The following is a 26,211-nucleotide window of genomic DNA, read 5'->3' as shown; positions in this document are numbered from 1 at the left end:
CTCTGTCGGCCTCCGCGCGGGCGTCGGCGGCTTACGCCATCAAAGGCCCTGCGTCCAGGGGACACCCCGCCCCGGGGGCCCCGCCCCCGGGCCGGTCTTCCCCCCCATCCGGCCGGGGCGCGTGACCCCCGTGTCGTGGTTGCCCGTGGACGCTCGGCGTTACTTGCCGTACGCCGCGAACGCCTTCGAGAAGGCGAACTTCTCCTGGAGGATCGAGCTGCACGTCGCGTCCGCCGCGGGCTTCTCGCCGCCCGCGCACTGCTTGTCGCGGGTCGCCGACCACATCGACAGCCAGCCGAGGCCCTTGGACTGGGCGAACTTCACCAGCTGGGTGGCGTCGTCGACCTTGAAGATCTCGGTGGTGACGTCGTTGACGCCGATCATCGGGGTGACGGCGACCGTCTTCCAGGCCGCGCTGTCGGAGAGGCCGAGGACGCTCTTGACCTGGGCCTGGGTGGCGGTGGCCGCCTGTTCGGCGTAGGTGCCCATGTCGCCGCTGTAGGCGGGGCCGTAGTCCATCGCCATGATGTTGACGGTGTCGATCTTCACTCCGTTGCGCTTGGCGTCGGCGAGGAGGTCGACGCCGGGCTGGGTCAGGCCCTCCGGCATGACGGGAAGGGTGAAGGAGACGTCCAGGTCCGGGTGCTGCCGCTGGAGCTCGGCTATCGCCTGGGCGCGGCGGGTGTTGGCCGCCTTGTCCGGCAGTGCGCCGCCCTCGACGTCGAAGTCGACCTTGGTCAGCTTGTACGCGTCCACGACCTTGCCGTACGCCGCCGCCAGCGCGTCCGCCGAGGTGCAGGTCGTCGCCAACTCGCTGCCGGCGGCGCCGCCGAAGGAGACCCGGACGTCGCCGCCCTTGGCGCGCAGGTCACCGATCTGCGCGGCCACCGCGTCGCCGCCGAGGTCGGTGACACCGCCCCACTTCGGGGTGCAGCCGCCGCCGTCGGTGACGAAGGCGAGGTTGTAGTCCTTCACGCCGGTGGCCTCGGCGCCGGCCGCCATGTCGAAGGCCGGGTAGAGGGAGGTGTCGATGTACGGGGCGAAACCGGCGGCGGCTCCGGTGCCGGTGCCGGGGCTCTCCGAAGGCTTGGCGGTCGGGGTCGGGGGCGCGCTCTGGGTGGGTGTGGCCGTCGGTGTCGGCGCCGACGTCGGCGTGGCGGATCCGGTGGACGTCGGGCGGCCGCTCGGCTCGGGCGTCGCGCTGTCGTCCGTGGAGCACTTGGCGTCGTCGATGAGACAGTCCGCCGGTGCGCCCGTGCCGTTGACCACGAAGCCGACCGTCACCGACTCTCCGGCCGCGAGCCCGTCCCGGTCCCACTTCGGCGGTGTGACGGTGACATGTTGCCCGCTCACCTTCGACTCCGCGTTCCACAGGGAACTCAGCTTCGAGCCGGACGGCAGGTCGAACTCCAGCGTCCACTCCTTCTTCGTCCCGCCGCTGTTGTTGGTGACGACGTACTGCGCGGTGTAACCCGTCGACCAGTCGCTGGTCCTCGTGTACGCCGCCCCGATCCCGGCCGCCTGCGCGGTACCGGTGAACAGGGTCGCGCCGCCGCCGACCACGGCCGCGGCGACGACACCGCCGATCGCCTTGTTCCTGCCGCTGATCCTGCGCCGGTGCGTACTCATCGCGTGCCTGCCTTCGCTCTTCACGGGGGGGATTCCCGGGGTGGGGGTGCGGCAGCACGCTAGCGATCTCGAATCGGGCAAAAGCCCTGATCCAGACCGGCGTTGAGGACCTTAGGGTGCGCTTAAGGAAGGGATCGGGGACGGTTAAAGGTCGAGACCAATTTGCCGGGCCGGCGTCTTCGAACCGCCCCCCGATGCCCCCTGCGCTCCGGTGCCCGTCCGTCCAGCTGGATCCATATCCGCACCTCGGTCCCGCCCAGCACCGACGACCCGATCCGTACGTCCCCGCCCGTCGACTCCGCGAGCCGCCGCACGATGTCCAGGCCGAGCCCGGTCGAGCCGGCGCTGCCCGAGCCCCGCCCGCGCGCCATCGCCGCCTCGGGGTCGGAGATGCCGGGCCCCGCGTCGGAGACGAGCACGATCACCGCGTCCTCGCCGTTGTGCACGTCGACCGCGAAGGCCGTGCCCTCGGAGGTGTGCCGGAACACGTTGCCGAGCAGCGCGTCCAGCGCGGCCGCCAGATCCGCCCGGGCCACGGGTATGCGCACCGGCCGGTCCACGCCGGCCACCCGCACCTTGCGGCCCTCGTCCTCCGCCAGCGCCGACCAGAACGCCATGCGCTCGCGCACCACCTCGGCCGCGTCGCACCCGGCGCCCGGACCGGCCGCCACCGTCTGCGGCTTGGCGTCGCGTGCCGTACGGATGATGGTGTCGACCTCCCGCTCCAACTGGGCGACCGCGGCCCGGGTCTGCTCGGCGGCCGGACCGTCCCCGAGCGAGGCCGCGTTCAGCCGCAGCACGGTCAGCGGGGTACGCAGACGATGGGACAGGTCGGCCGCCAGCTCACGCTCGTTGGCGAGGAGTTGCACCACCTGGTCGGCCATCGAGTTGAACGCCACCGCCGCCAGCCGCAGTTCGGTCGGCCCCTCCTCGGGCACCCGGGCGCCCAGCTTGCCCTCCCCCAGCTCATGCGCGCCCTCGACCAGACGCTGCGCGGGCCGCACCATCCGTACGCCCAGCCGGTCGGCGACCGCGACCGACCCGACGACCAGTGCGAGACCGACCCCGGCGAGCACCGCCCAGGCCGTGGCCAGGCCGTTGGTGACCTCCGCGTCGGGGACGTACACCTCGACGACGGCGATCTCGCCGGTGCTGAGCGCGACCGGCTGGAGCAGCGTCGAGCCGCCGGCGACCTCACTGGTCGAGGCGCGGCCCAGCCGTCGTACGGTCGCGATGTCCTCGGTGGCGGCGCGCCGCCGGCCGAGGTCGACCGCATCCGTGCCGTCGGAGGCCGGTATGTGCACGGCCATGCCCGCGTCCGATCCGGCCGAGGCGACGACCCGCTCCAGCTGGTCCCGGTCGGTGGTGATGGACAGCGCGGGGGCGACGGCCGCGGCCTCCCGCTCGGCGTTGGAGAAGGCGCGGTCGCGGGCCATCTCCCGGATGACGAGTCCGAGCGGGACGGCGAAGGCGACCACGACCATGGTGGTGACCGCCAGAGAGACCTTGACCAGTGCCCACCTCATCGCGGCGGCTCCCCCACGGGTGGTTCCAGCTTCACACCGACGCCGCGCAGGGTGTGCAGATAGCGCGGGTTGGCGGCGGTCTCGCCCAGTTTGCGGCGCAGCCAGGACAGATGGACGTCGATGGTCTGGTCGTCGCCGTAGGACTGCTGCCACACCTCGGCGAGCAGTTCCTTGCGCGGTACGACGACCCCGGGCCGCCCGGCGAGGAAGGCGAGGAGGTCGAACTCGCGGCGGGTGAGGTCCAGGCTCGCCCCGTCCAACTCGGCCTGGCGGCGCAGCGGGTCGACGGTCAGGCCGCCGACGCGGAGCACGCTGGACGGGGCGGCCTCCGCGCTGCCCGACCGGGCGCGGCGCAGCACGGCGGCCATCCGGGCCGACAGGTGCTCCACCGAGAACGGCTTGGTCAGATAGTCGTCCGCCCCGGCGTTCAGCAGCCGGACGATCTCCGTCTCGTCGTCCCTCGCCGTGGCGATGATCACCGGTACGTCCGTGATCCCGCGCAGCATCTTCAGGGCCTCGGAGCCGTCCAGATCGGGCAGACCGAGGTCCAGGATCACCACGTCGAAACGGAAATGGGCGACCTCGCGCAGCGCCTCCAGTGCCGTACCGACGCTGCGCACCGTGTGGGCGGCGTCGGTCAGGTGCCGGATGAGCGCCGAGCGTACGAACTGGTCGTCCTCGACCACGAGCACACTTGCCATGCGCCGCACCGTACGCCATGCCGCCGAGCCCGGTCCGGGCCTGTGGACAACTCACCGCCTGTGGACAACCGCACCCGTGTGGGCGACTTCACGCCCGCGCACAACGGCGCGACACGTCCGGGACGCGTGAGGCAGTATGGCCCGCGATGCGCAGAGGACTCGTACACGTACTGGCTTGGTCGTTCGCCACGGGCGCGGCGGTCACGCTGTCGTGGTGGGGTGTCCACACGGTGATGGCGGGCACGGTGTACGACCGCCCCCGCGCCCTGCCCATCACGGCCGCCGACGCGACGACGCAGGAGTCGAAGCCGCTGGCGTCGTCGACGAACCGGCCGACCCCGTCGAGCCCCGCGAGCCCCTCGCCGAAGCCGACCGCGACGCCCCGCACCCCGGCCCCCTCGACGGCACCGCCGAAGAGCACCAGCCCCTCCCCCGCCGCGTCCGGCCAGGTCAAGGGCTACGACACCGACGGCGGACGGGTGGTCTTCGACATCGGCGCGCGGGACGCGTCCCTCGTCTCGGCCACGCCGGGTTCGGGCTGGTCGATGCAGGTGTGGAAGACGGAGACGTGGATCCGGGTGGAGTTCAGCGCCGGCGCGGACCGGGTGTCGGTGTTCTGCACCTGGCACGACGGGCCGCCGCGGGTGGAGATCGGGGACTACTGAGTCACCGGCGCGACGTCACCGGAACACCGACGGGGGCGGCGCCGGGGACGCCACCGCCACGAGGTCGGTGACGGGAACGGCGCCGCCGGTGAAGTCGGTGAGCGTCCTGCCGTGCTCCACGCGCGCGGGGTGCGGGTCGGAGGCGGCGCTACGGGTCAGTTCGGCGACCGGGAGCGAGCGGTCGGAGGCGACGAGGACGGCGTTGCCGAAGCGCTTGCCGCGCAGTACGGCCGGGTCGGCGACCAGGGCGAGCTCCGTGAACCGGTCGGCGGCGGTGGCGATCTGGCCGCGCAGGTGCGCGAGCGGCGGCCCGTCGGCGAGGTTGGCGGCGTACACACCGCCCGGCGCGAGGACCCTGCGGACGTCGTCGAGGAACTCGGTCGAGGTCAGATGGGCGGGGGTCCGGGTGCCGCTGAAGACATCGGCGATGACGAGGTCGGCCCACCCGTCGGGCACCTTGGCGAGCCCGTCCCGGGCGTCCGTCGACCGCACCCGGATCCGGGCGCCCGGATCCAACGGCAGTTCCCTGCGGACCAGTTGGACGAGGGCCGCGTCCCGTTCGACGACCTGCTGGGTGGAGCGGGGGCGGGTCGCGGCGACGTAGCGGGCGAGGGTGAACGCGCCACCGCCGAGGTGCACGGCCCGTACGGGTCTGCCCGGTGCGGCGACGAGGTCGATGACGTGCCCGAGGCGCCGCTGGTACTCGAAGGAGAGGTACGCCGGGTCGTCCAGGTCGACGTGCGACTGAGGGGCTCCGTCGATGAGGAGGGTCCAGGCCCGGGCGCGGTCCGGGTCGGGTATCAGCTCGGCGAGGCCGCCGTCGACGCGCTCGACGACCGGCTCGGCCGCGGCCGACCGGCGTCTGGCGTTCCTGGACTTTCCCATGGGGTCATTGTCGCAAGCGGCGGGCGGCGCCGCCCGGGCAGCGCCGTCACCGGCAGTTGTCGGCCGCCTCGATCAGCCGCGCGGCCTCTCCGAGCGCCGCCCGCAGCACCGCGGGATCCGTCGCCAGGTCCGCCTCGCCGGGCGGCAGGAGCCAGTCCGAGCCCTCGACGGGCGGCTCGGGGTTGAGGTCCAGGCTCAGTCCGCGGCCGTCGGTCTCCGTGCAGGTGCTGCCGGGCACGTCCCAGGCGGCCGCGGTGCCCGACGGGACCACGAAGCCGAGGGTGTCGCCACCGTCGTCGTGCAGTACGGGTCCCACCGCGTCGGCGGCAGCCCCGCGGCGCAGGATGTCGACCGCCTCCAGGCCCTGCCGTGCCGGAACGGTGACCACGTCGCAGCCCGCCTCCGGTGGCTCGCCGCACTCCGCGGCCGACGCGTGCCCCGGCGGCATTGCCGACGGCGTATGCGGAGCGATGCTCTGGCTGGTCTCCATCTCGACCTCCACCACGGAACCCCTTGTGCAGTCCGAAGAGTTCAACGCGCCGCGACGTCAACGGCTACGGCGGAAGTCCGCCGCAAAGGATGGCAGTTCATGGCAGATCCCGTATGAGATATCCGTTTTGTAGCCAAACACTGCGTGGCGGGTCCGCTACAGCAGGTACGTTCATGCCCGCCGACAGCAAGGGCACACGGATATTCGGCACGGACATTCGGAACGGGTATTCGGAACCGACATCCGGCTCAACTCGCCCTCGCTCCGGCATGGTTCGACGGTTCGCATGAGAGGACCCGGCCATGGCGTCGTCAGAGCTGACCTCGTCCCAGCCCACCCGGCCACCGAGGCCGAATCTCGCATTCCGGCAGTTGCGCGGACAGCGCTCGCCGGCCGAGTTCGCCGCGGCGGTACGACGGGCCGCTCGCGAGATCGGTGAGCGGGTCAGCTGTGACGCGCGTTACGTCGGGCGGGTCGAGGCCGGCGAGATCCGCTGCCCCAACTACGCGTACGAACGGGTGTTCCTGCACATGTTCCCCGGCCGGACGCTCACCGACCTCGGCTTCGCGCCCCGCTCGTCCGTACGCGGACGCCGGGCGCGCACCGACGAGGACGCGCCCCTCGTGCACACCACGAGCCCGGCGCTCGCCACAAGTGAGACGTGGGGTGGACACGAGCCGTATGACCCGCAGAACCCGTACGCCACGCACGACCCGTACGACCCGCACAACTCGCACAACTCGTACGGCCCGGAACAGAACCACGAGAACCACCAGAATCACGAGATCCACGAGGAGAGCGACGTGCTGCGTCGCGCATTCATGACCGGCGGGGGCGCCACAGTGGCCGCCGCCTCGCTGAGCCCCCTGGGGCTCGCCTTCGACGCCGCGGCCGCCGAGCGTCCCGTCCGACGTGTCGGGGGACACGAGGCGGACGCGCTGGAGGAGGCCGTACGCCGTATCCGGCTGCTCGACGACCGGCACGGCGCCGACGGCCTCTACCGGCGCGCGGCCGCCCCGCTGCGGGCCGCCTACGAGCTGCTCGACGCCGGCACGACCCGGCAGGCGGTCGGCGACCGGCTGCACTCGGGCGCGGGTGAACTGGCCATCTCGGTGGGGTGGCTGGCGCACGACTCGGGTCGCTTCGACGACGCCCGCTCGCACTACGCGGAGGCGCTCGCGACGGCCCGGATGGCGAGCGACCCGGCGCTGGAGGCGCACGCCTTCTGCAACATGTCCTTCCTGGCACGGGACGCGGGCCGACCGCGTGAGGCGGTACGGGCGGCACAGGCCGCGCAGCGCGCCGCGCGCCCCCTCGGCTCCGCCCGCCTGATGTCGCTGCTGGCGCTGCGCGAGGCGGGCGGCTGGGCCGGGCTCGCCGACCGCACCGGCTGCGAACAGGCCCTCGTACGCGCGCAGGCCCTCTACGGGCGGGGCGGCTCGGAAGCCGACCCCGAGTGGATGAGCTTCTACGGGGAGGCCGAGCTGGAGGTGCTGGAGGCGCAGTGCTGGTCGATACTGGGCAACTGGCAGCGGGCGGCGCGGCACGCCGACCGGGCGGCCCGGCTCCAGGATCCGCACTTCACCCGCAACATCGCGCTGTACACGGCGGAACTGGCGGACGACCTGGCCCGGGGCGGCCGCCCGGACGAGGCGGCGGCGGCCGGGATGCGGGTGCTCGACCTGCTCGACCAGGTGCAGTCCTCGCGGGTCCAGACGATGCTGGCGGGCACGGCGCGGGTGCTGCTGCCGCACCGGCGGGCGACCGGTGTGTCGGCGTTTCTGGAACGGCACGCGAGCGCGCCCCGCATGGCGTGACCGGCAGGGCGCTCGCCCGACCGGCTACACCGTCAGATGCCCCAGGTCGTTCCAGCTCTCGATCGCCGGTTCCCCGTACGCCCATCCCAGCACCGAAAGCGACGTCGGGTTCAGCCGGATCCGTGCCGCGAAGTCGAGCGGCAGCCCCAGCCAGCGCGCGCCTATGGAGCGCAGGATGTGCCCGTGCGCGAAGACCAGCACGTCACGGTCGGCCTCGCGCGCCCATGCCACCACCTCGTCGGCACGGGCCGTCACCTCGGACAGGCTCTCGCCCTCCGGCACACCGTCGCGCCAGATGAGCCAGCCGGGACGCACGGCCTGGATCTCCGCAGGCGTCATGCCCTCGTAGGCGCCGTAGTCCCACTCCATCAGCGTGTCCCAGGTACGCGCGCGGTCACCGAAGCCCGCGAGTTCGCACGTCTCACGCGCGCGTGAGAGCGGGCTGGTGCGGATCTCGACCTCCGCGAGGCCCTCGCCCCCGCCAAGTCCGTCGAACGGCGGCCGGTGCAGGCGTTCACCCAGCAGCTTCGCGCCCCGGCGGCCCTCCTCCAGGAGCGGCACATCGGTCCTGCCCGTGTGCTTGCCGGACAGCGACCAAGCCGTCTGTCCGTGCCGGGCCAGCAGGATCCGCGGTGCCATGAAGGTGCCCTTCCGGGAGAAATGAGAGGCGGGACCCGTCCATCATCCCGCACGCTGTGCGGGGGCAACCCGGGGGGCGATCTCTGCGTCTTGAGGGCCAGGGCGCCCGAAGGGGGCGCGCGCATACACCGTAAAGTGATACGACCGGTCAACCGGGCGCCGCGACATGAAGGGGGAGGCGATCGGATGCCACGCGCCGAGACAGCTGGCGTGGAGGCGACGCCGCGGACCCGCCTGCGCTGGTGGACCGAGCTGCCGCTGATACTGCTGGTCTACGCCTGCTACTCGGCGGGCCGGTTGCTCGCCCGGGGTGATGTCAGCCACGCCGTCGACCACGGCCTGGCGATCCTGGACATCGAGAAGGCCCTGTACCTCAACGCGGAGCACCCCCTCAACCGCCTCTTCACCCGCGAGCCCTGGCTCGGCGTACCCGCCGACTTCTGGTACGCCTCCCTGCACTACCTGGTCACCCCCGCGCTCCTGGTCTGGATCTTCCGGTCCCGCACCGTGCGGTACCGCGCGGCCCGCACCTGGCTGATGACGTCGACCTTCATAGGCCTGATCGGCTTCACCCTGCTGCCCACCTGCCCGCCCCGGCTGCTCGCCGAGAGCTACGGCTTCGTGGACACGATGGCCCAGTACAGCTCGTACGGCTGGTGGGGCGGCGCGGCGAGCGCGCCCAAGGGCATGGGCGGCATGACGAACCAGTACGCGGCCATGCCGAGCCTGCACGTCGGCTGGGCGCTGTGGTGCGGGGTGATGCTGTGGCGGTACGGCGGGACGCGCCTGACGAAGGTGGCGGCCGTCGCCTACCCGCTGATCACCACGATCGTCGTGATGGGCACCGCCAACCACTACTTCCTGGACGCCGTCGCGGGCGCCGCCGTGATGGGCGTCGGACTGCTGCTGACGCCGTACGTCCTGCGGACCGCGGACCGGGTCCGGGCACGGTTCGGGGCGGAGGCCGCCCCCGTCGCGACGGCCGGACCGGCCTCCGGCGGCACGGTCGCGCAGGGTACGCGCGAGACCGTCACCGTGGCCTCGGACGACGCTTCTTCCTCGATTGTCAGTGGCGGATGCCAGACTTCCGCGGGTGAGCGAATTCCACGGCAGCGCGAGTCCCGGTTCGGATCCGGAGCCGAGCCGAGTGCCTCCCCCAAGGACGCGGGGGACGGCGCTCCGGCACCGGCTCGCTGAGCTGCGCGGTCCCGACGTACCGGCCAAGGCGCTCGACGCGCGCGCCCTGGCCGCCCTCGCCGCCAACCCCGGCTGCAGACGGCGCGCGATCCTGGACGGCGCCGGGGTGAACAAGGCGGCGCTGGCGAGCGCGCTGGGCTCGCCGTCGGCCTTCGGGCAGTCGCAGTTCGCCCTCACCCGCGGGAACGCGTTCGAGGCCAAGGTCAAGGCGGACGGCGGCGCGGAACTGCTGCGGCTGGTCCACGAGAAGCTGGACCGCACGGCCGAACCGCCCGCCCACGCGCGCGTGCCCGAGCTCACCGCGACCGGCCCCGAGGGCCGCACGGCCCGTACGGCGCTGGCTCTGCGCGAGGCCACCGAGGCCCCCGGCGAGTGGACGCTGCTCGACCACCCCATGCTCGCGCTGGACGTCGCCGGCTCGCCCGCCTTCCTGGAGCCGGACGCGGTGGTCGTGCACCCGGACGGCAGCTGGACGGTCGTGGAGATCAAGTCCTTCCCGATGCTGGACGGTTCGGCGGACGCGGCGAAGGTCGGCGCGGCCGCACGCCAGTCGGCGGTGTACGTGCTGGCGCTGGAGCAGGTCGCCGCCCGGCTGAACCCCGCCCCGCGCGTGCGCCACCGCGTGCTCCTCGTCTGCCCCAAGGACTTCTCCAACCACCCCACCGCCTCCGCCGTCGACGTCCGCAAGCAGCGCGCGGTCACCGCCCGCCAGCTGGCCCGGCTCACCCGCATCGAGGACATCGCCGACACCCTCCCCGACGGCACCTGCTTCTCCCCCGAGCTGCCCGCCGCCGAGCTGACGGCAGCCGTCGAGTCGGTTCCGGCGACGTACGCGCCCGAGTGCCTGTCCGCCTGTGAGCTGGCCTTCCACTGCCGCGCCCGGTCCCGCGCGTCCGACGCGGTGACGTCGCTGGGCCGTTCGGTACGGGCCGAGCTGGGCGACCTGACGACGGTCGAGGGCGTGCTGTCGGCGGCCCGCGGCGAGTCCGGCGACCCGGACGACCCGGCGGTGGCGGCCCTGCGCAGGGCGGCGCGGCTGCGGGCGGAGGCCCTCGGCCGGGAGGCGGTGACCGCGTGTCGCTGATCTCCACCCTCGCCCGCCTAGAAGCCGTCAGCACGGGCCGCGCCCAGCCCGCCGCCACCGTCCGCCACCGGCGCCTGTCCGAGCGGCCGCTGGTCTTCGTGCCGCTCACCACCGCTGGTGAGGCCGGCGCCCCGCTCGGCGCACTCGTCGGCACGGACCGGGACGCCCCGCACCTGCTGGTCGTACCGCAGCCACGCGACCGGGACCTCCGGTTTACGTTCCTCTCCGAGCTGGCGGACGTCGTCCTGCCGTACATCGACGCCTACGCCGTTGACGTGGAGGCGGCCGAACGCAACGAGACCGATCCGGAGACCGGCAAGCGGGTCAAGGTCGAGGTCGAACTGTGCGCGAACGCCCCGCAGTTGATCGTTCCGAGCCGCGCGGGCATCGACTTCGTACGGCTCCTGGGCCGCTCCATGCGCTTCAGGCGTACGGCGGAACAGGACCCGGAGACCCCCTATCCGGCGCCTCCGCGTGTGCCGTTGCTCGGCCGGTGGCTGACCCACTTCGCCGAGCGGGCGCGCGTGCCCGGCTCCTCACTGCTGCTCGCCATGACGGACGTACTGGCCCGGCACTGGGCGACCGGCCAGTCCACGCTGGAGGACCAGCACCTCGGCGCGCTGCTCGCCTGGATCGACCCGCCGGGCGGTGAGACGGGCGCCGAGGCGGCCCTGCGGGCGGAGCTCGCGCGGGACCGGGACGGCCAGTTGCTGTGCCCGCCCGCCGGTCCCGCCACCGACCCGGCGTTCGACAACAAGCTGCTCGCCCCCGCCATCGAGCGCTACGACCGCGCCCGCACCGCCCTCGCCGCCGCCGAGGACGGGTTGCAGGCCGACGACCGGCTCGGTGACCTCACCACCGCCGAGCGGGAGATCCGCGCCCTCGTGGCGAGCCGGACCCGGCCCACCTGGGACGCGGTGTGGCGGGGCCTGGACCGGTTGCGGGAGCTGCCGGAGGCCTCGCGGGTCGAGGAGCGCTGGACCCGCGACCGCTGGTCCTTCACCGGCCATCGCGACCGTGTCCTCGCGGGTGAACCCCCGCAGCCGCGCCGCGACGACGCGGTCACCGCGGCCAACAAGCTCGCCGCGCGCGAGCGCGAACAGGCCCGCCTGGAAGCGCAGGAGGCGCTCGACGACCCGCTGGTGATGGCGGGACGGCGGCTGTCCGGGGAGGCGTTCGCGGGCGAGGTCACCGAGGTGGTGATGGCTTACAGCGAGGGCAAGCGGCCCAGTCCGCGCCCGCTGGTCACCGTTCGCACGGATGACCGGCCGCATCTGGGCGAGCGGGCGAAGGTGTTCCGGTCGCTGGGCGGGAAGCCTCAGTCGGCGGAGTTCGTCGGGTACGAGGGGGACCCCGAGGACGGCAGTGCGCTGATCGTGCTGCGGGTGCTGGACAAGATGGGCCGCGGCAAGGAGCCGGAGGAGGGGTCGGTGCCCGAGAAGGGCGACGAGCTGTGCTTCACGCTGTTCGAGCACGAGCAGCGGGGCGGCGCCAAGCTGCCCGACCCGGAGCAGACGCCATGGACGCACGGCGGGCCGCCCGGGGAGCAGGTGCCCGAGGCCGCCGACGCCCTGACCGAGGAGGACGTGCTGTGACCACCGTGTTCGACCCCGGTGCCGCGGCGACCGAGGCCACCGACGCGATCCTCCGCGACACACTGCACGGCACCGCGCGCGGTGTCGTCGTCGACTCCCCTCCGGGCGCCGGCAAGTCCACGCTCGTCGTCCGCGCGGCCCTCGAACTCGCCGACGCCGGACGCCCGCTGATGGTCGTCGCGCAGACCAACGCCCAGGTCGACGACCTCGTCCTGCGGCTCGCCGAGAAGAACCCCGAGCTGCCGGTCGGCCGGCTGCACAGCAGTGACGCCGACCCGTACGACAAGGCGCTGGACGATCTGCCGAACGTACGCAAGTCGGCGAAGGCGGGCGACCTGAGCGGTCTCGCGGTGGTCATCTCCACGGCCGCCAAGTGGGCGCACGTGAAGGTGGACGAACCCTGGCGGCACGCGATCGTCGACGAGGCGTACCAGATGCGCTCGGACTCGCTGCTCGCGGTGGCCGGCCTCTTCGAGCGGGCGCTGTTCGTCGGCGACCCCGGCCAGCTGGACCCGTTCTCCATCGTCGGCAGCGAGCAGTGGGCGGGTCTGTCGTACGACCCGTCGGCCTCCGCCGTGACCACCCTTCTGGCCCACAACCCCGAGCTGCCCCAGCACCGTCTGCCGGTCTCCTGGCGGCTCCCCGCCTCCGCCGCGCCCCTGGTCTCCGACGCCTTCTACCCGTACACCCCGTTCCGCAGCGGCACCGGCCACGGCGACCGCCGCCTGTCCTTCGCGGTCCCGTCGGACGGCTCGGGCCCCGACCGGGTGATCGACGAGGCGGCGGAGTCGGGCTGGGGCCTGCTGGAGCTGCCCGCCCGGCACACCCCGCGTACGGACCCCGAGGCGGTACGGGCGGTGGCGACGGTGGTACGGCGCCTGCTGGACCGGGGTGGCGCGGCCACGTCGGAGCGCTCGCCCGATGCCGCGCCCCTCACGGCCGACCGGATCGCGGTCGGCACGGCCCACCGGGACCAGGCGGCCTCGGTCCGGGCGGCCCTGACCGAGCTGGGGGTGACGGACGTCACCGTCGACACCGCGAATCGTCTCCAGGGCCGCGAGTACGACGTGACGGTGGTCCTCCACCCCCTCTCCGGCCGCCCCGACGCCACCGCCTTCCACCTGGAGACAGGCCGCCTGTGCGTCCTCGCCTCCCGCCACCGGCACGCCTGCATCGTGGTGTGCCGTGCGGGGGTGAGCGACCTGCTGGACGACTATCCGTCGACGGAGCCGGTGCAGTTGGGGACGCTGGTGAAGTTCCCGGATGGCTGGGAGGCGAACCACGCCGTGCTGGCGCGGCTGGCGGAGCATCGGGTGGGGTGGCGGCCCGGCTGACAGCCCACCGCACCCCCTTTGACCTGCGCTCGACGCCCCCTTGCGCGGGCGCGGGACAATGGACGGTGGATCGGGCCGCCGATGTCATCGGTGGTCCACGAGATCGTCGACGTAGGAGAAGGAGAAGACATGGCGGAGCCCACGCCGCGTCGGAACGAACCGCGGCTACGCCCCGCGCCCCTGCTCTTCGAGCCCGCGCAGGTCGCAGCCGACCCGGAGCACTTCTTCGACCTGGAGTCGATCGACGACCCGCGGGCGCTGCTGTCGCGGGCGACCGAGCTGACGCAGGCGTTCCGGGCGGCGGCGGACCGTGCGGTGGAGTTCCAGGCCATCGCGGCGGCCCAGCTGGCGGATCCGCGGCGGTTCGACCGGCTGACGCCCGCGGACATCGCCGCGCGGGCCGAGTGGACCGAGGACTATGCCAAGAAGATGGTGGAGTTCGGCCGGGATCTGATGCGGGGGGTCGAGGGTCCCGGGCACGTCGACCCGGTGTGACCTGGCCACCCCACGCCCCGCAGTCGGTACTCCGTACTCCGTATCCGGGACAGTCGATGGCATATGCCAGGCGGGCAAGATACGCCCTGCCACCCCGCCCTGTCCTGATTTCCCGGAACTCTCGGGAGCGGCTCGTTCACCCTCGGTAGATCTAGCTGTCATGAGCAGCGCACCCAACGCCCCGTTCTCGACCGCCTCCCTCACCGCGGACGGCGCCGCCTGGCTCGCCTCCGCCGAACCGTATCCGCGCAGCGCCCGGGCCCTCTGGGACGAGCGCCCCACGGCCCCCATGGTGCTGGCCTGCGGTTCCGTCTTCGACGTCGTGAGCGCGCCCGCGGTCTTCGGGCGCCGGATGGTCGACCAGCTGTGGGAGGAAGGGCCCGGATCGGGGCCGGTGGCGATGTTCCGGGGACGGATGCTGCTGTTCGCCGCGCCCGGCACGGCCCAGCGGCTGCCGTCGCTGCTGCGGTGGGAGGAACTCGGCCGTGCGGGTGACGTCCCGGCGCTGCTGTGTCACGGCACCGGAGACGCCGTGACCGTCCCGGCCCGGTCCGCCGCCGAGGCCGCCTCCGGCGCCCGCTGGCTGGTCGCCCCGGACACCCGTAATCCCTGGTTGCCGGGGCCGGAGGTGCTGCTCTGGGCGGCCGTGCGGGCGGCTCGTGCGGCCGTTCGGATATCGATTTTTCCCCACCCCGATCAGGATGCTAAGGTCTACGACGTCAGCAGGCGCCGCTAGCTCAGTTGGTTAGAGCAGCTGACTCTTAATCAGCGGGTCCGGGGTTCGAGTCCCTGGCGGCGCACAGACAGGCAAGGCCCTTCGCTACTGCGGGGGGCCTTCGCTTATAGGGCCAGAGTCCTCCCTTCGGCCGCAGGAGCGGCTGGGGGTCCGGGGGTTATCCCCCGGGAAATGCAGCATCAGCGGGTCCGGGGTTCGAGTCCCTGGCGGCGCACAGACAGTGAAGACCCCTCGTGCAAGCGAGGGGCCTTTCTCGTGTTTGGCCGGATACGCTCTGGTCATGGCAGCGCGTGACCTTCAGGAGCGGATCAAGAGGCTCATCATCGATCGCCGGCTGGCCTCCGGGGCCCCGCTGCCGACGGAGCCCGAGCTGATGGAGCATCTGGGTGCCAGCCGGAACTCCGTGCGCGAGGCGCTCAAGGGGTTGCAGGCGATGGGCATCGTCGAGATCCGGCACGGGTTCGGGACGTACGTCGGGGCGATGTCGCTGGCGCCGATGATCGAGGGACTCGCCTTCCGCACGGTCGCCGGGCACTACCGGGGCGAGGACACCCTGCTCCAGCTGGTGCAGCTGCGGGAGGCCGTGGAGACGGGGCTGGTGTCGCGGCTCGCGGGGCGGGTGCCGGAGGGCGACCTCGTTGAACTGGACGCGCTGGTGGACCGTATGGAAGAGCAGGCGGCGCGCGGCGGCGACGGGATCGCCGACACCGACCGGGCGTTTCACGCCACTCTCTACCGGGGGTTGGACAACGCGCTGCTGGGCGAGGTCATGGCGGCGTTCTGGGACGCCTTCCACCGCGTCCACACCGATCTCGGCGGCGCCCCGCAGGATCCCCTGGTCACCTGCCGGCAGCACCGGGAGATCGTGGACGCGGTGCGGTCGGGCGATGCGATACGGGCGGAGGAGGCCATACGGGAGCACTTCGGCAACATCCGCGCCCGCGTATCCACGACGGGTACACAAGACCCCCACAGGTGCCACAATGAGCGCGTATGACCGGTAAACACCTCGTTTCGCATCTTGCGATCATGTGGAACGACGTAGAACCCTGGTGATTGGTTTTTGCAAGATGCTGCGCATACGCGGCAGTTGGGGGGCAAGGAGCCGGTTGCCGGTTTTCGCCGGGGCATAGGGGGCCCCGTTCATGACCGCATGCCGAGGGGGGCATGATGCAACCGGAAGGTCGCAGTTCCATGTCTAAGGTGTGGAAGATGTGGTGACTGCGGCCCACCACTGATACGCCTGTGAACGGTCGAGGGGGACCGGAGCAGTCGTAAAGGAACCGACAGACACGCGGGTGACCCGCGTGTGGGGGGATGACTCATGACGTCGACGCCGACGGGCGCCCGGCAGAACTTCGACCCGTCTCAGACCACCCAGCTCAGGGTGCCTTCGCAGACCAGGACCGGAGCTTTCCGCCGGATCAAGAAGACGCTGCCGAAGTACGACTACGAGCACTACAGCCGGCTGGCCGGCCCCCTCACTCAGCCCGACCCGAACAAGCCGTACCGGGTCGAGTACCGCTCGCTGATCTCGCAGGAGCCGCACCGCATCAGGGTCGCGCTGATGCTGGCCGCCGCGCCGGTGCTCTCCCTGGTCCTGCTGTTCTGGCTGCTCCAGCCCGAGCACTGGACCGAGCGCGACTACCCGGCCTTCGACTTCCTGCCGGCGCTCGACATCGTGATGCTCGTCTCGATCGGTCTGATCGAGTTCTTCCGCTGCATGAACGTGCTGTCCAACGCGCACGCCACCCTGGTCGCCCGCGACCCGATCCCGGTGGTGCCGGAGACCGGCACGAGAGTCGCCTTCCTGACCTCCTTCGTGCCCGGCAAGGAGCCGCTGGAGATGGTGACGAAGACCCTGGAGGCGGCCGTCAAGCTGCGCCACCGGGGTCTGATGCACGTCTGGCTGCTCGACGAGGGCGACGACCCCGAGGTCAAGGAGGTGTGCGCCCGGCTCGGCGTGCACCACTTCTCCCGCAAGGGCATCGCCAAGTGGAACCAGGCCAAGGGCCCGCACCGCGCCAAGACCAAGCACGGCAACTACAACGCCTGGCTCGACGCCCACGGCGACGACTACGACTTCTTCGCCTCGGTCGACACCGACCACGTGCCGCTGCCCAACTACCTGGAGCGGATGCTCGGCTTCTTCCGCGACCCGGACGTCGGCTTCGTCATCGGCCCGCAGGTGTACGGCAACTACGACAACTTCGTCACCAAGGCCGCCGAATCGCAGCAGTTCCTCTTCCACGCCCTCATCCAGCGCGCCGGCAACAAGTACGGCGCACCGATGTTCGTGGGTACGTCGAACGCCGTACGCATCAAGGCGCTCAAGCAGATCGGCGGCCTGTACGACTCGATCACCGAGGACATGGCGACCGGGTTCGAGATCCACCGCCACAAGAACCCGGCCACGGGGAAGAAGTGGCGCTCCGTGTACACGCCGGACGTGCTCGCCGTCGGTGAGGGGCCGAGCGCCTGGACCGACTTCTTCACCCAGCAGATGCGCTGGTCGCGAGGGACGTACGAGACGATCCTCAAGCAGTACTGGAAGGGCTGGTACTCGCTGCCGCCGAGCAAGCTCTTCAACTACACGATGATGATCATCTTCTACCCGATGTCCGCCCTGAACTGGATCCTGGCCGCGCTGAGCTGTGCGCTGTTCCTGGGCCTGGGCGCCTCGGGTGTGAACATCGACCCGACGATCTGGCTGATGCTGTACGGCAACGCCTCCGCGCTCCAGATCGGCCTGTACGTCTGGAACCGCCGCCACAACGTCTCACCGCACGAGCCCGAGGGCTCCGGCGGTGTGGCCGGCATGGTGATGTCCGCGCTGTCGGCGCCGCTGTACGCGAAGGCGCTGATCGACTCCGCGCTGCGCAAGAAGAGCAAGTTCGTGGTGACGCCCAAGGGCGATTCGGCCAGCCCCGACCGGTGGTTCGGGACCTTCCGCTACCACTGGTACTTCATCGTCATCTTCGGCGCCTCGATCGCGGCCGGATTCGTGTACGGGCACGCGCATCCCGCGATGATCATCTGGGCGACGTTCGCCATGCTGATCACGGCGACGCCGATCTTCGCCTGGCGCTACATGCTGCGGCAGGAGAAGAAGAAGCCCGCCGCGCCCGTGCCGGCCCAGCCCGCCCCGGCGCAGCACGCGCCGTACCAGCCGGAGCCGCAGCCACAGCCGCTGCCCACGCAGCACGCGGGCCACGCCCCGCACGCCGCGCATGGCCAGCACGCGCCGCACGCGCCGCAGCACAAGCCGAGTTGGGCCGCGTCGGGCAGTAGTGGAAACGACCAGACGATGCAGATCGCCCTTGGTGGACTTGGGGGACGTAAGGAATGAACGACCGTGCAGGCCGCCGCCGCGCCCGTCGACTCGCGATAGGTACGGCGGTGGTGCTCGCGCTGGCCGGAATGAACGGGCCGTGGCTCTATCGCGTCGGCACCGAGAAATACCACCAGTACCAGATCAACAGACCCGAGTACAAAGCCGAGAACGGCAAGTGGGAGATCATCGATTTCCCGGAGGAGTACCGCCAGAACACCATTCACGCGGCGCTTCTGCACACCGGCAAGGTGCTGCTGATCGCGGGCTCGGGAAACAATCAGGACAACTTCGACGCGAAGAAGTACGACACCCGGATCTGGGACCCGGTCAAGGGCACGATCAAGAAGGTGCCGACGCCGAACGACCTGTTCTGCACCGGCCACACCCAGCTGGCCAACGGCAATCTGCTGATCGCGGGCGGTACGAAGCGGTACGAGAAGCTCAAGGGTGACGTCACCAAGGCCGGTGGCCTGATGATCGTCCACAACGAGAACCCGGACGAGCCGATCACGCTGCCCGCGGGCACCAAGTTCACCGGCAAGGAGAACGGCAAGACGTTCGTCTCCAAGGACCCGGTGCTGGTGCCGCGCGCGAAGAAGGTCTTCGACAAGGCGACCGGCAAGTTCCTGCGCAACGACCCCGGTCTCGGCCGGATCTATGTCGAGGCGCAGAAGAAGGGCGAGAAGTACGAGACCGGCACCCAGGACAACTACCGGATCCAGGGTCTGAGTGGTGCCGACGCGCGTAACACGTACGGCATCGCGCAGAAGCTCGCCCTCGACAAGAAGGACTTCCAGGGCATCCGGGACGCCTATGAGTTCGACCCGGTCGCCGAGAAGTACATCAAGGTCGACCCGATGCACGAGGCCCGCTGGTACCCGACGCTCACCACCCTGAGCGACGGGAAGATCCTCAGCGTCTCCGGCCTCGACGACATCGGGCAGCTGGTGCCGGGCAAGAACGAGGTGTACGACCCGAAGACCAAGAAGTGGACGTACCTGTCGAAGGTGCGCCAGTTCCCGACCTACCCGGCGCTGTTCCCGCTGGAGAACGGCAAGATCTTCTACTCGGGGTCGAACGCGGGCTACGGGCCCGACGACGTGGGCCGCGACCCGGGCATCTGGGACGTGGACACCAACAAGTTCACCAAGCTGCCCGGGCTGAGCGACTCCAAGCTGATGGAGACCTCCGGAACCGTGCTGCTGCCGCCGGCGCAGGACGAGAAGTACATGGTGATCGGCGGCGGTGGCGTCGGCGAGTCCAAGGAGTCCAGCGAGAAGACGCGGTTGATCGATCTGAAGGACGACGACCCGAAGTTCGTGGACGGGCCGTCGCTGGAGAAGGGCACGCGGTATCCGCAGGCCTCGGTGCTGCCGGACGACAGTGTGCTGGTGTCGGGTGGCTCCGAGGACTATCGGGGGCGCGGTGACTCCAACATCCTCCAGGCGCATCTGTACCGGCCGGGTGCGAGCACTCTTGACCGGGTGGCCGATCCGCTGGTGGGCCGTAACTACCACTCCGGGTCGATCCTGTTGCCCGACGGCCGGGTGATGTTCTTCGGGTCGGACTCGCTGTATGCCGACAAGGCCAACACCAAGCCGGGGAAGTTCGAGCAGCGGATCGAGATCTATACGCCGCCGTATCTGTACCGGGATGCGCAGCCGTCGCTGTCGGGTGGGCCGCAGACGATCAAGCGGGGCGGGACGGCGACGTTCACCTCCAAGCACGCTTCGTCGATCGAGAACGTGCGGCTGATTCGGCCGAGTGCGTCCACGCATGTCACTGACGTGGATCAGCGGTCGGTGAAGCTGGACTTCGAGAAGTCCGGGGACAAGATCAAGGTGAGTGTGCCGACGAACCGGAATCTGGTGCCGTCGGGGTGGTACATGCTGTTTGTGACGGATGACCAGGGGACGCCCAGCAAGGCGCAGTGGGTAAAGGTTCCGTAGACGCCTTGACGCTCCCGCACCTTGTTCTTCGGGTGCGGGAGCGTTGTGGCTGGTCGCGCACACGCGGCGGAGCCGCATATGTAACAGCCCCGCGCCCCTAGGGGGTTGTGGCCTCCGCCAGTTTCAAGGCGTACTCGGGCCACCACTCGCCCGCCTTCGGGCCGCCCTTGCACTCGCCGTCCGACTCGCCGGGGCGCTTGACCCAGACGTAGGCGTCGACGAGCGGGTCCGACGTCTTGGTGGTCGGGGTCTCGCCCAGGGCGCGGCCGGGCGGGTTGCACCAGCGTTCGTCCGGGTTGCCCTCGGTGTAGGGGCCGTTGCCGTTGCGGCTGGTGTCGATCACGAAGGGCTTGTTGCCCACCTTGGTGGAGAGCTGCTTGCCGTACGCGATCGAGTCCTTGGTCGTGTAGAAGTTGGAGACGTTGACCGAGAAGCCGTCGGCCTGGTCGATGCCCGCCCACTTCAGGGGCTCGAAGATCTGGTCGGGATGACCCCAGCCGGCGTTGCCCGCGTCCAGGTAGACCTTGGTGTTCTTCAGGGACTTGAGCTTGGTGATGGCGCCCTTGAGCAGGTCGTAGCGCTCCTCGTGGAACTCGCCCGGGGTGCAGCCGTCCACCAGGTGCAGCACCGCGTCCGGCTCCAGGATCACCGTGGTGGAGCGGTCCTCGATGCCCTTGGCCACGCCGTCGATCCAGGCCCGGTAGGCGTCGCCGTCGGCGGCTCCGCCCTGGGAGTACTGGCCGCAGTCGCGGTGCGGGATGTTGTAGAGGACCAGCAGGGCCGTACGACCGGCCTTGTCAGCGGCCTCCGTGTAGCCGCGGGCCTCCTGCTCGGGGTTCTCCGGGCCGATCCACTCGCCGGTCGGCTGCTGCGCTATCTTGCGGATCTTCTCGGCGTCCTCCTTCTTGCCGTCCTTGGCGTAGTCGGCCACCTGCTGGGCCGCGTTCCCGTCCGGGTTCACCCAGAACGGGTCGGTCTCCTTGGGCTGTTGGCTGATCTCGGCGCCGGCGTTGTCGTCCGGCTCCTCGCCGTCCCCGGAGGAACAGCCCGCGATCAGCAGTGCCGCCCCCAGCACCATCGCGGACGTCCGCGCGCGAGCGCCCCTCCAGGCCCCCCTCTTCAGGTACATCCAGCTCCCCCTCGGGTGCACTGTTCCAAGGCTCAATCCTGACATACGTGTCGTGGGGCACACGAGGTCGCCGAGCCTTGTCGGGGACCTGTTACAGCCACTAAGACGACGGCAGGGGAACCGAGGAACAGGGGAAGGGGAGTGTGCGGCATGCACCCATCCACCCGGGAGATCCGGCTGGCGGAGGCGTTGGTGGAGTCGGCGGACACCCTCACGGACGGGTTCGAGGCCGGACCGTACTTATCGGGGGTCGCCGACCACTGTGTGCGATTACTGCCCGCGCAGGCCGCCGGGTTCATGCTGATCGACGGGGACCGGACGGTGGCGCTGGCGGCGAGCAGCGCCCAGCAGGCGGTCGCCCGGGATCTGCTGGAGGCCCAGCGCGGCGGCGGGCCCTGTCTGGAGAGCTACGGCTCCGGCCGGCCGGTGCCGCCGGTGTCGATCCGGGCGGCCCGGGCGGCGGCCCGCTGGCCCGAGTTCACCGAGCGGGCCATGGTGCACGACATCGTGGCGACGTACGCGGTGCCGCTGCTGCGTCAGCGGCAGCCGCTGGGCGCGCTCAACGTCTTCGTCCGCGCCCTTCCCGACGGCGCGACACTGCGGCTGGCCCAGCTCATCGCCGACTGCGCGGCCCTCGGACTGCGGAACCACACGGCGTACGTCCAATGCCGCACCCTCGCCGGTCAGTTGCAGCAGGCCCTGTCCAGCAGGGTGCGCATCGAGCAGGCCAAGGGCATGCTCGCCGAGCGCTGGAACACGGCCGCCGACCATGCCTTCGTGGCGCTGCGGCAGCACGCTCGCCGACGCCGGGTGCCGCTGGAGCAGGTCGCGGGCGAGGTTCTCGACCGGGTCGCGGACGACGCCGAGCTGCGCCGGGAGGCGGAACGGGCGCGAGGCGAGGGACCCGAGTAGGCGCCGGTCGAACTTTCTCTAGGCCCGGGCCGTCATCCGTTCTACAGTCGATTCCGGACGACCCCAGCCCCCGGTCGGACCATCCCCGTCTCCGGGAAGCCCCCTAGGCCTCCCGCGCCGGTCGCCGGGTTACTCCCGCAACCCGTGCGCGCGCGGTCGAGGACCAGCCCGGTCGACGGCTTCGGGGGGAGCGGGCCGTCGACCGGGCCAGGTACGTCCGGATGCCGTCCGGTGCGGTCCTCACAGCCCGGTGCCGGTGAGATACGCTGACACGATCACGTTCGCGGTATAGCTGCGCGTCGTCCGGTCGAAGGTGCCGCCGCAGGTGATCAGGCGTAGTTCGGAACGGCCCGAGTGGTGGGGGCCGTAGGCCTGGTGGGCGTCGAAGCGGGCCCGGGGGACGGCCCGGACGTCGTCCACGGTGAACTCGGCGAGTGTGCCGTCGTCGCGCAGTACCCGGATCGTCGCGCCCGGCTTGAGGGTGCTGAGCTTGTAGAAGACGGCCGGCTGGGTCCGGGTGTCGACGTGGCCGACCAGGAGCGCGGCGCCGGCGGCTCCGGGCTTCACGCCGGCCGCGTACCAGCCGACTTGGGCGGCCTGCTCGTAGGGCGGGGCGGCGATGGCGCCGTGGGCGTCGAGGCCCCGTGCGATGACGGGGGCCTGGATCTTCAGGCCGGGGATGTCGAGGCGTTGCGGGAGGGCGTCGCCGAGCGGGCGGGCGGCGGGCGGCAGGTCGACGCGGGGTGGCCGGCCGACGGCGGCGACGTCGCCGGAGACGGGTGCGGATATGCCCTGCCGGACGCCGGTGAGCTCCCTGCCCCACAGCCACAGGCCGAGCAGCAGTACGGCCCAGGCCACGCCCATCACGAGGCGGCCGCCGTGGGCGGGGCGTTCGTGGTCGGACATGGTCAGTGGGGCCTGCCCTGCTCGCGGCCCCGGCGGGCGCTGCGCAGCGCGACGGCGGTCGCGGCGACGCCCGCGAGGACCAGCCCGGTCACGGTGTGCGCCGTGCCGGGACCGGCCGCGCGGGCGTCCACGACGGCGAGGTGGGCGGTGCCACCGCCGCCGGCCTCGACCGGGGCGACGGGGGACGCGTGGCCGGAGGGCCGTGCGCCCTTGTGTGCGACGGTGACGGCGCCCGCGCGGGAGGTGTCACCGCAGGCCACCCGCACGTCGTACGTGCCCGCGGTGAGCGTGGAGCGGATGCGGCCCTGGCCGACGAGGGTGCCGTCGGCGCCGACGGTGAGCCGGGCGTCGGCGACGAACGCCGTGGAGACGGCAAGGCCGCTCTTCTCCCGGCATCCGCTCACCAGCAGCGCGATGTCGCCGCCGGGGTGGGGTGAGGACGGGCTGACCGAGACACCCCCGTCCGCCGCGTATGCCGCCGGGGTGACGGCGACCGTGCCCAGGGCGGCGATGGCACAGAGGGTGACGCGCAGTGATCCCATCGTGAACCTCCAGATACCTGGAGACTCCCCCCGTGGCACGGGCCCCGCATCCTCAGCGGGGCCCGCACTGCTCCGTACGGGTTGTCCTGGATCCGGTCGTCCTGGATGCGGCCGTCCTGGATCCGGCTGTCCTAGATCCGGTCGACGAGGTCCGCGATGGAGTCCACGACCTTGGACGGCCGGTACGGGAAGTTCTCGACCTGCTGGGGCAGGGTCAGGCCGGTGAGCACCAGGAACGTCTGCATGCCGGCCTCCATGCCGGCCAGTACGTCGGTGTCCATGCGGTCGCCGATCATGGCGCTGGACTCGGAGTGGGCGCCGATGGCGTTCAGACCGGTCCGCATCATCAGCGGGTTGGGCTTGCCCGCGAAGTACGGCTGCTTGCCGGTGGCCTTGGTGATCAGGGCGGCGACGGCTCCGGTGGCGGGCAGTGGGCCCTCGGTCGACGGGCCCGTCTCGTCGGGGTTGGTGCAGATGAAACGGGCGCCGGCGTTGATGAGGCGGACCGCCTTGGTCATGGCCTCGAAGGAGTAGGTGCGGGTCTCGCCGAGGACGACGTAGTCCGGCTCGTGGTCGGTGAGGATGTAGCCGATGTCGTGCAGCGCGGTGGTCAGGCCGGCCTCTCCTATGACATACGCCGAGCCGCCGGGGCGCTGGTCGTCGAGGAACTTGGCGGTGGCCAGGGCCGAGGTCCAGATGTTCTCGATCGGCACTTCCAGGCCCATGCGGTTCAGCCGGGCGTGCAGGTCGCGCGGGGTGTAGATCGAGTTGTTGGTGAGCACGAGGAAGGGCTTGCCGGACTCGCGCAGCTTCTTGATGAAAGCGTCGGCGCCGGGGATCGGTACACCCTCGTGGATGAGCACACCGTCCATGTCGGTGAGCCAGGACTCGATGGGCTTGCGGTCTGCCATGGTGCTGGGACTCTCCTGGCGTACGTACGGATGAGCGGGGGGCGCCGGAACCACGCCGTACCGACGCCCCCAGAGTAGTCAGGAGTGGCTGATCCTGACCCCGGTCGATCACCACGTACCGGAATCAGCGACTGAAGACGAGTTCGGCCTGGTCACGCCTGGTGGTGTGCAGATCCCAGTAGACCGGGGAGATCTCCTCGGGCTGGGCGGTCGGGAAACCGGGGACGACCGACATGCCGATGGACACGTCGATGCCGACGTGGGCGGCCTGGACGCCGGTGCCGTCGAGTTCCTTGTGCAGGTTGAGGACCCAGTTGCGCAGCGCCGCCGCCGCGGCGTTGACGTTGCCGACCTGCGGGACCGGGTCGATGGAGCCGGCGCCCGTGGTGAACAGCAGGGTCCCCGCGCCGGCCTCGCGCATGGCGGGCAGGACCGCCCGGGTGGCGGCGATGGCTCCGTAGAGCTGGAACTCCATCTCGTGCTGCACGTCGGACGGCTGGGTCGCGGTGGGCGTGGTCAGGGTGGTGGAGCCGATCGTGCCGACCGGGGAGTACTCCAGGACGTCGATGCCGCCGAAGCGGGTGGCGGCGTCCTTGAGCGCCTGGGTGAGCGCGCCGCGGTCGAGTACGTCGGCGGGGAACGCGGCGGCCGGGATGCCCTCGGCGGTGAGGGTGCCGACGAGCTCGTCGAGCTTGTCGCGGTTACGGGAGACGAGCGCGACGTCGAAGCCGTGGGAGCCGAAGGTGCGCGCGATGGCCAGGCCCAGCTGGGGGCCGGCTCCGACGATGGCGATGCTGGTCATGGTGATCCTCTCGTCATGCGTGACAGGGGGCCGTCCGTGCTGCCGACCCATCTGGATAGGGCTTTCCGTTTCGGTCGCCGCCGAACCGGAAAGGGCTATCCGGTTCCGTGTCACCGTAGCACGGAAAATGGATAGGGCATTCCGATTGGTAGGGTGGCCGCATGACCACCGGCCCTCAGCAGCCCGACGCCCAGCCCCTGCGCAGCGACGCCGAGCGCAACCGCGGCCGGATCGTCGCCGCCGCGCGCAGGGTGTTCGAGCGCGACGGACTGGGCGCGTCCATGGCCTCGGTGGCACGCGAGGCCGGCGTGGGGATCGCCACGCTGTTTCGTCACTTCCGCACCAAGGAAGACCTGATCGCCGCGGTCTTCGCCGACCGCATGGACGCCTACGTCACCGCCGTCGACGACGCTCTCGACGATCCCGACCCCTGGGCGGGCTTCACCGGATTCATCGAGGCCGTCTGCGCCATGCAGGCCGCCGACCGCGGCTTCGCCGACGTGCTGACCGCGACCTTTCCCGCCGCCGAGGCCCTGGAGCAGCGGCGTGCGGCGGCCTATCACGGCTTTCTGGAACTGATCGCCCGGGCCAAGGAGAGCGGACACCTGCGCGAGGACTTCGCCAGCCAGGACCTCGTCCTTGTGCTCATCGCCAACGCCGGTGTGGTCAACTTCGCCGGCGACACCGTTCCTGACGCGTGGCGCCGCCTCGTCGCCCTGCTGATCCAGTCGTTCCAGGCCCCCGCACACGGCCCGTTGCCCGACCCCCCGGCGGACGACGCTCTCTACGAGGCCATGCTCCGTGCGGGACCGGGGGCCGGGCCCGCCTGAGCCGACCGGGAACGCGGGCGGGGGCGGGGGGGTGCGTCTCAGCGGCGCCTCCGGGCGAGCAGCAGCGTGCCGCCGGCGAGGACGAAGGCCGCGGTGGCGGCGA

24 protein-coding genes and 1 tRNA gene are annotated in these 26,211 nt (G+C 71.3%); 14 read left to right on the top strand and 11 right to left on the bottom strand.

Translation table 11 applies throughout. The annotated features are described in order from the left end of the window. Window positions 1–159: 159 nt before the first annotated feature. From L0P92_RS24905 to L0P92_RS24895, 3 genes are all read right to left on the bottom strand, one after another. A complete protein-coding gene (locus L0P92_RS24905) occupies window positions 160–1,629 on the bottom strand; it encodes a glycoside hydrolase family 18 protein (protein WP_234765219.1) in 1,470 nt (489 codons plus the stop codon). Between the two features lie 122 nt (window positions 1,630–1,751). After that, entirely contained in the window at window positions 1,752–3,155 is a 1,404-nt protein-coding gene (locus L0P92_RS24900; protein WP_234765218.1) for a sensor histidine kinase, read from the bottom strand. After that, window positions 3,152–3,856 carry a response regulator transcription factor gene (locus L0P92_RS24895; protein ID WP_234765217.1) on the bottom strand — a complete coding sequence of 235 codons (705 nt, stop codon included), beginning with the start codon at window positions 3,854–3,856 and terminating at the stop codon, window positions 3,152–3,154. Before L0P92_RS24895 ends, L0P92_RS24900 begins: the two co-directional genes overlap by 4 nt. 146 nt (window positions 3,857–4,002) lie before the next feature. Between L0P92_RS24895 and L0P92_RS24890 the strand changes: the two genes are divergently transcribed. Further along, the gene (locus L0P92_RS24890) at window positions 4,003–4,521 is read left to right on the top strand and encodes a hypothetical protein (protein ID WP_234765216.1); all 519 of its coding nucleotides are present in this window, start codon (window positions 4,003–4,005) and stop codon (window positions 4,519–4,521) included. A 15-nt stretch (window positions 4,522–4,536) separates the two neighbouring features. Here L0P92_RS24890 and L0P92_RS24885 read toward each other — a convergent pair whose 3' ends face one another. Both L0P92_RS24885 and L0P92_RS24880 read right to left on the bottom strand, forming a co-directional pair. After that, window positions 4,537–5,406, bottom strand: coding sequence for a spermidine synthase (locus L0P92_RS24885; RefSeq protein ID WP_234765215.1), 870 nt, complete (start codon window positions 5,404–5,406; stop codon window positions 4,537–4,539). A gap of 46 nt (window positions 5,407–5,452) precedes the next feature. Then, window positions 5,453–5,896 carry a hypothetical protein gene (locus L0P92_RS24880; RefSeq protein ID WP_372497324.1) on the bottom strand — a complete coding sequence of 148 codons (444 nt, stop codon included), beginning with the start codon at window positions 5,894–5,896 and terminating at the stop codon, window positions 5,453–5,455. Window positions 5,897–6,198: 302 nt separating this feature from the next. Here L0P92_RS24880 and L0P92_RS24875 point away from each other — a divergent pair, with 302 nt between their 5' ends. Then, the gene (locus L0P92_RS24875; RefSeq protein ID WP_234765213.1) at window positions 6,199–7,713 is read left to right on the top strand and encodes an NsdA family TPR-like regulatory protein; all 1,515 of its coding nucleotides are present in this window, start codon (window positions 6,199–6,201) and stop codon (window positions 7,711–7,713) included. Window positions 7,714–7,737: 24 nt separating this feature from the next. Here the strand turns inward: L0P92_RS24875 and L0P92_RS24870 are convergent, their stop codons facing one another. Next, window positions 7,738–8,352: a histidine phosphatase family protein gene (locus L0P92_RS24870; protein WP_234765212.1), complete on the bottom strand. Its 615-nt coding sequence runs from the start codon at window positions 8,350–8,352 to the stop codon at window positions 7,738–7,740. Between the two features lie 186 nt (window positions 8,353–8,538). Between L0P92_RS24870 and L0P92_RS24865 the strand changes: the two genes are divergently transcribed. From L0P92_RS24865 to glxA, 10 genes are all read left to right on the top strand, one after another. Further along, entirely contained in the window at window positions 8,539–9,549 is a 1,011-nt protein-coding gene (locus L0P92_RS24865; RefSeq protein WP_234765211.1) for a phosphatase PAP2 family protein, read from the top strand. Continuing rightward, complete coding sequence (locus L0P92_RS24860) at window positions 9,500–10,633, top strand: hypothetical protein (RefSeq protein WP_234765209.1); 1,134 nt, start codon at window positions 9,500–9,502, stop codon at window positions 10,631–10,633. Before L0P92_RS24865 ends, L0P92_RS24860 begins: the two co-directional genes overlap by 50 nt. Then, a complete protein-coding gene (locus L0P92_RS24855; RefSeq protein WP_234765207.1) occupies window positions 10,624–12,228 on the top strand; it encodes an amino acid adenylation domain-containing protein in 1,605 nt (534 codons plus the stop codon). Before L0P92_RS24860 ends, L0P92_RS24855 begins: the two co-directional genes overlap by 10 nt. Beyond that, window positions 12,225–13,562, top strand: coding sequence for an AAA domain-containing protein (locus L0P92_RS24850; RefSeq protein ID WP_234765205.1), 1,338 nt, complete (start codon window positions 12,225–12,227; stop codon window positions 13,560–13,562). The genes L0P92_RS24855 and L0P92_RS24850 overlap by 4 nt, the downstream gene beginning before the upstream one ends. Window positions 13,563–13,691: 129 nt before the next feature. After that, window positions 13,692–14,057 carry a DUF8844 domain-containing protein gene (locus tag L0P92_RS24845; RefSeq protein WP_234765203.1) on the top strand — a complete coding sequence of 122 codons (366 nt, stop codon included), beginning with the start codon at window positions 13,692–13,694 and terminating at the stop codon, window positions 14,055–14,057. Window positions 14,058–14,217: 160 nt separating this feature from the next. Further along, window positions 14,218–14,793, top strand: coding sequence for a bifunctional DNA primase/polymerase (locus tag L0P92_RS24840; protein WP_234765202.1), 576 nt, complete (start codon window positions 14,218–14,220; stop codon window positions 14,791–14,793). Beyond that, a tRNA-Lys gene (locus L0P92_RS24835) sits at window positions 14,784–14,857 on the top strand. The genes L0P92_RS24840 and L0P92_RS24835 overlap by 10 nt, the downstream gene beginning before the upstream one ends. A 216-nt stretch (window positions 14,858–15,073) precedes the next feature. Further along, a complete protein-coding gene (locus tag L0P92_RS24830) occupies window positions 15,074–15,790 on the top strand; it encodes a FadR/GntR family transcriptional regulator (RefSeq protein ID WP_234765200.1) in 717 nt (238 codons plus the stop codon). Between the two features lie 327 nt (window positions 15,791–16,117). Beyond that, window positions 16,118–18,142, top strand: coding sequence for a glycosyltransferase family 2 protein (locus L0P92_RS24825; protein ID WP_234765199.1), 2,025 nt, complete (start codon window positions 16,118–16,120; stop codon window positions 18,140–18,142). Next, on the top strand, window positions 18,139–20,076 hold the full coding sequence (gene glxA / locus L0P92_RS24820) for a radical copper oxidase GlxA (RefSeq protein ID WP_234765197.1): 1,938 nt from the start codon (window positions 18,139–18,141) through the stop codon (window positions 20,074–20,076). Before L0P92_RS24825 ends, glxA begins: the two co-directional genes overlap by 4 nt. Window positions 20,077–20,173: 97 nt before the next feature. Here glxA and L0P92_RS24815 read toward each other — a convergent pair whose 3' ends face one another. Then, window positions 20,174–21,205, bottom strand: a complete 1,032-nt coding sequence (locus L0P92_RS24815) for a glycoside hydrolase family 6 protein (protein WP_234765195.1) — start codon at window positions 21,203–21,205, stop codon at window positions 20,174–20,176. Window positions 21,206–21,355: 150 nt separating this feature from the next. Between L0P92_RS24815 and L0P92_RS24810 the strand changes: the two genes are divergently transcribed. Further along, window positions 21,356–22,117 carry an ANTAR domain-containing protein gene (locus L0P92_RS24810; RefSeq protein WP_234765194.1) on the top strand — a complete coding sequence of 254 codons (762 nt, stop codon included), beginning with the start codon at window positions 21,356–21,358 and terminating at the stop codon, window positions 22,115–22,117. 240 nt (window positions 22,118–22,357) lie between these two features. Here the strand turns inward: L0P92_RS24810 and L0P92_RS24805 are convergent, their stop codons facing one another. The 4 genes from L0P92_RS24805 to L0P92_RS24790 form a co-directional block, all read right to left on the bottom strand. Continuing rightward, window positions 22,358–23,023 carry a class F sortase gene (locus L0P92_RS24805; protein WP_234765192.1) on the bottom strand — a complete coding sequence of 222 codons (666 nt, stop codon included), beginning with the start codon at window positions 23,021–23,023 and terminating at the stop codon, window positions 22,358–22,360. A gap of 2 nt (window positions 23,024–23,025) precedes the next feature. Beyond that, complete coding sequence (locus tag L0P92_RS24800) at window positions 23,026–23,565, bottom strand: hypothetical protein (protein ID WP_234765190.1); 540 nt, start codon at window positions 23,563–23,565, stop codon at window positions 23,026–23,028. Between the two features lie 131 nt (window positions 23,566–23,696). After that, window positions 23,697–24,476: an HAD-IIA family hydrolase gene (locus L0P92_RS24795; RefSeq protein ID WP_234765188.1), complete on the bottom strand. Its 780-nt coding sequence runs from the start codon at window positions 24,474–24,476 to the stop codon at window positions 23,697–23,699. 124 nt (window positions 24,477–24,600) lie between these two features. Then, a complete protein-coding gene (locus tag L0P92_RS24790; protein ID WP_234765186.1) occupies window positions 24,601–25,278 on the bottom strand; it encodes an SDR family NAD(P)-dependent oxidoreductase in 678 nt (225 codons plus the stop codon). 161 nt (window positions 25,279–25,439) lie between these two features. Between L0P92_RS24790 and L0P92_RS24785 the strand changes: the two genes are divergently transcribed. Next, the gene (locus L0P92_RS24785; protein ID WP_234765184.1) at window positions 25,440–26,108 is read left to right on the top strand and encodes a TetR/AcrR family transcriptional regulator; all 669 of its coding nucleotides are present in this window, start codon (window positions 25,440–25,442) and stop codon (window positions 26,106–26,108) included. Window positions 26,109–26,211: the final 103 nt, after the last annotated feature.

The organism is Streptomyces muensis (assembly GCF_021474425.1).
In the GTDB taxonomy this organism is placed as follows: Bacteria; Actinomycetota; Actinomycetes; order Streptomycetales; family Streptomycetaceae; genus Streptomyces; species Streptomyces muensis.
The sequence above is the reverse complement of the archived record's forward strand: the minus strand, read 5'-3'. Positions and strand labels throughout refer to the sequence as shown.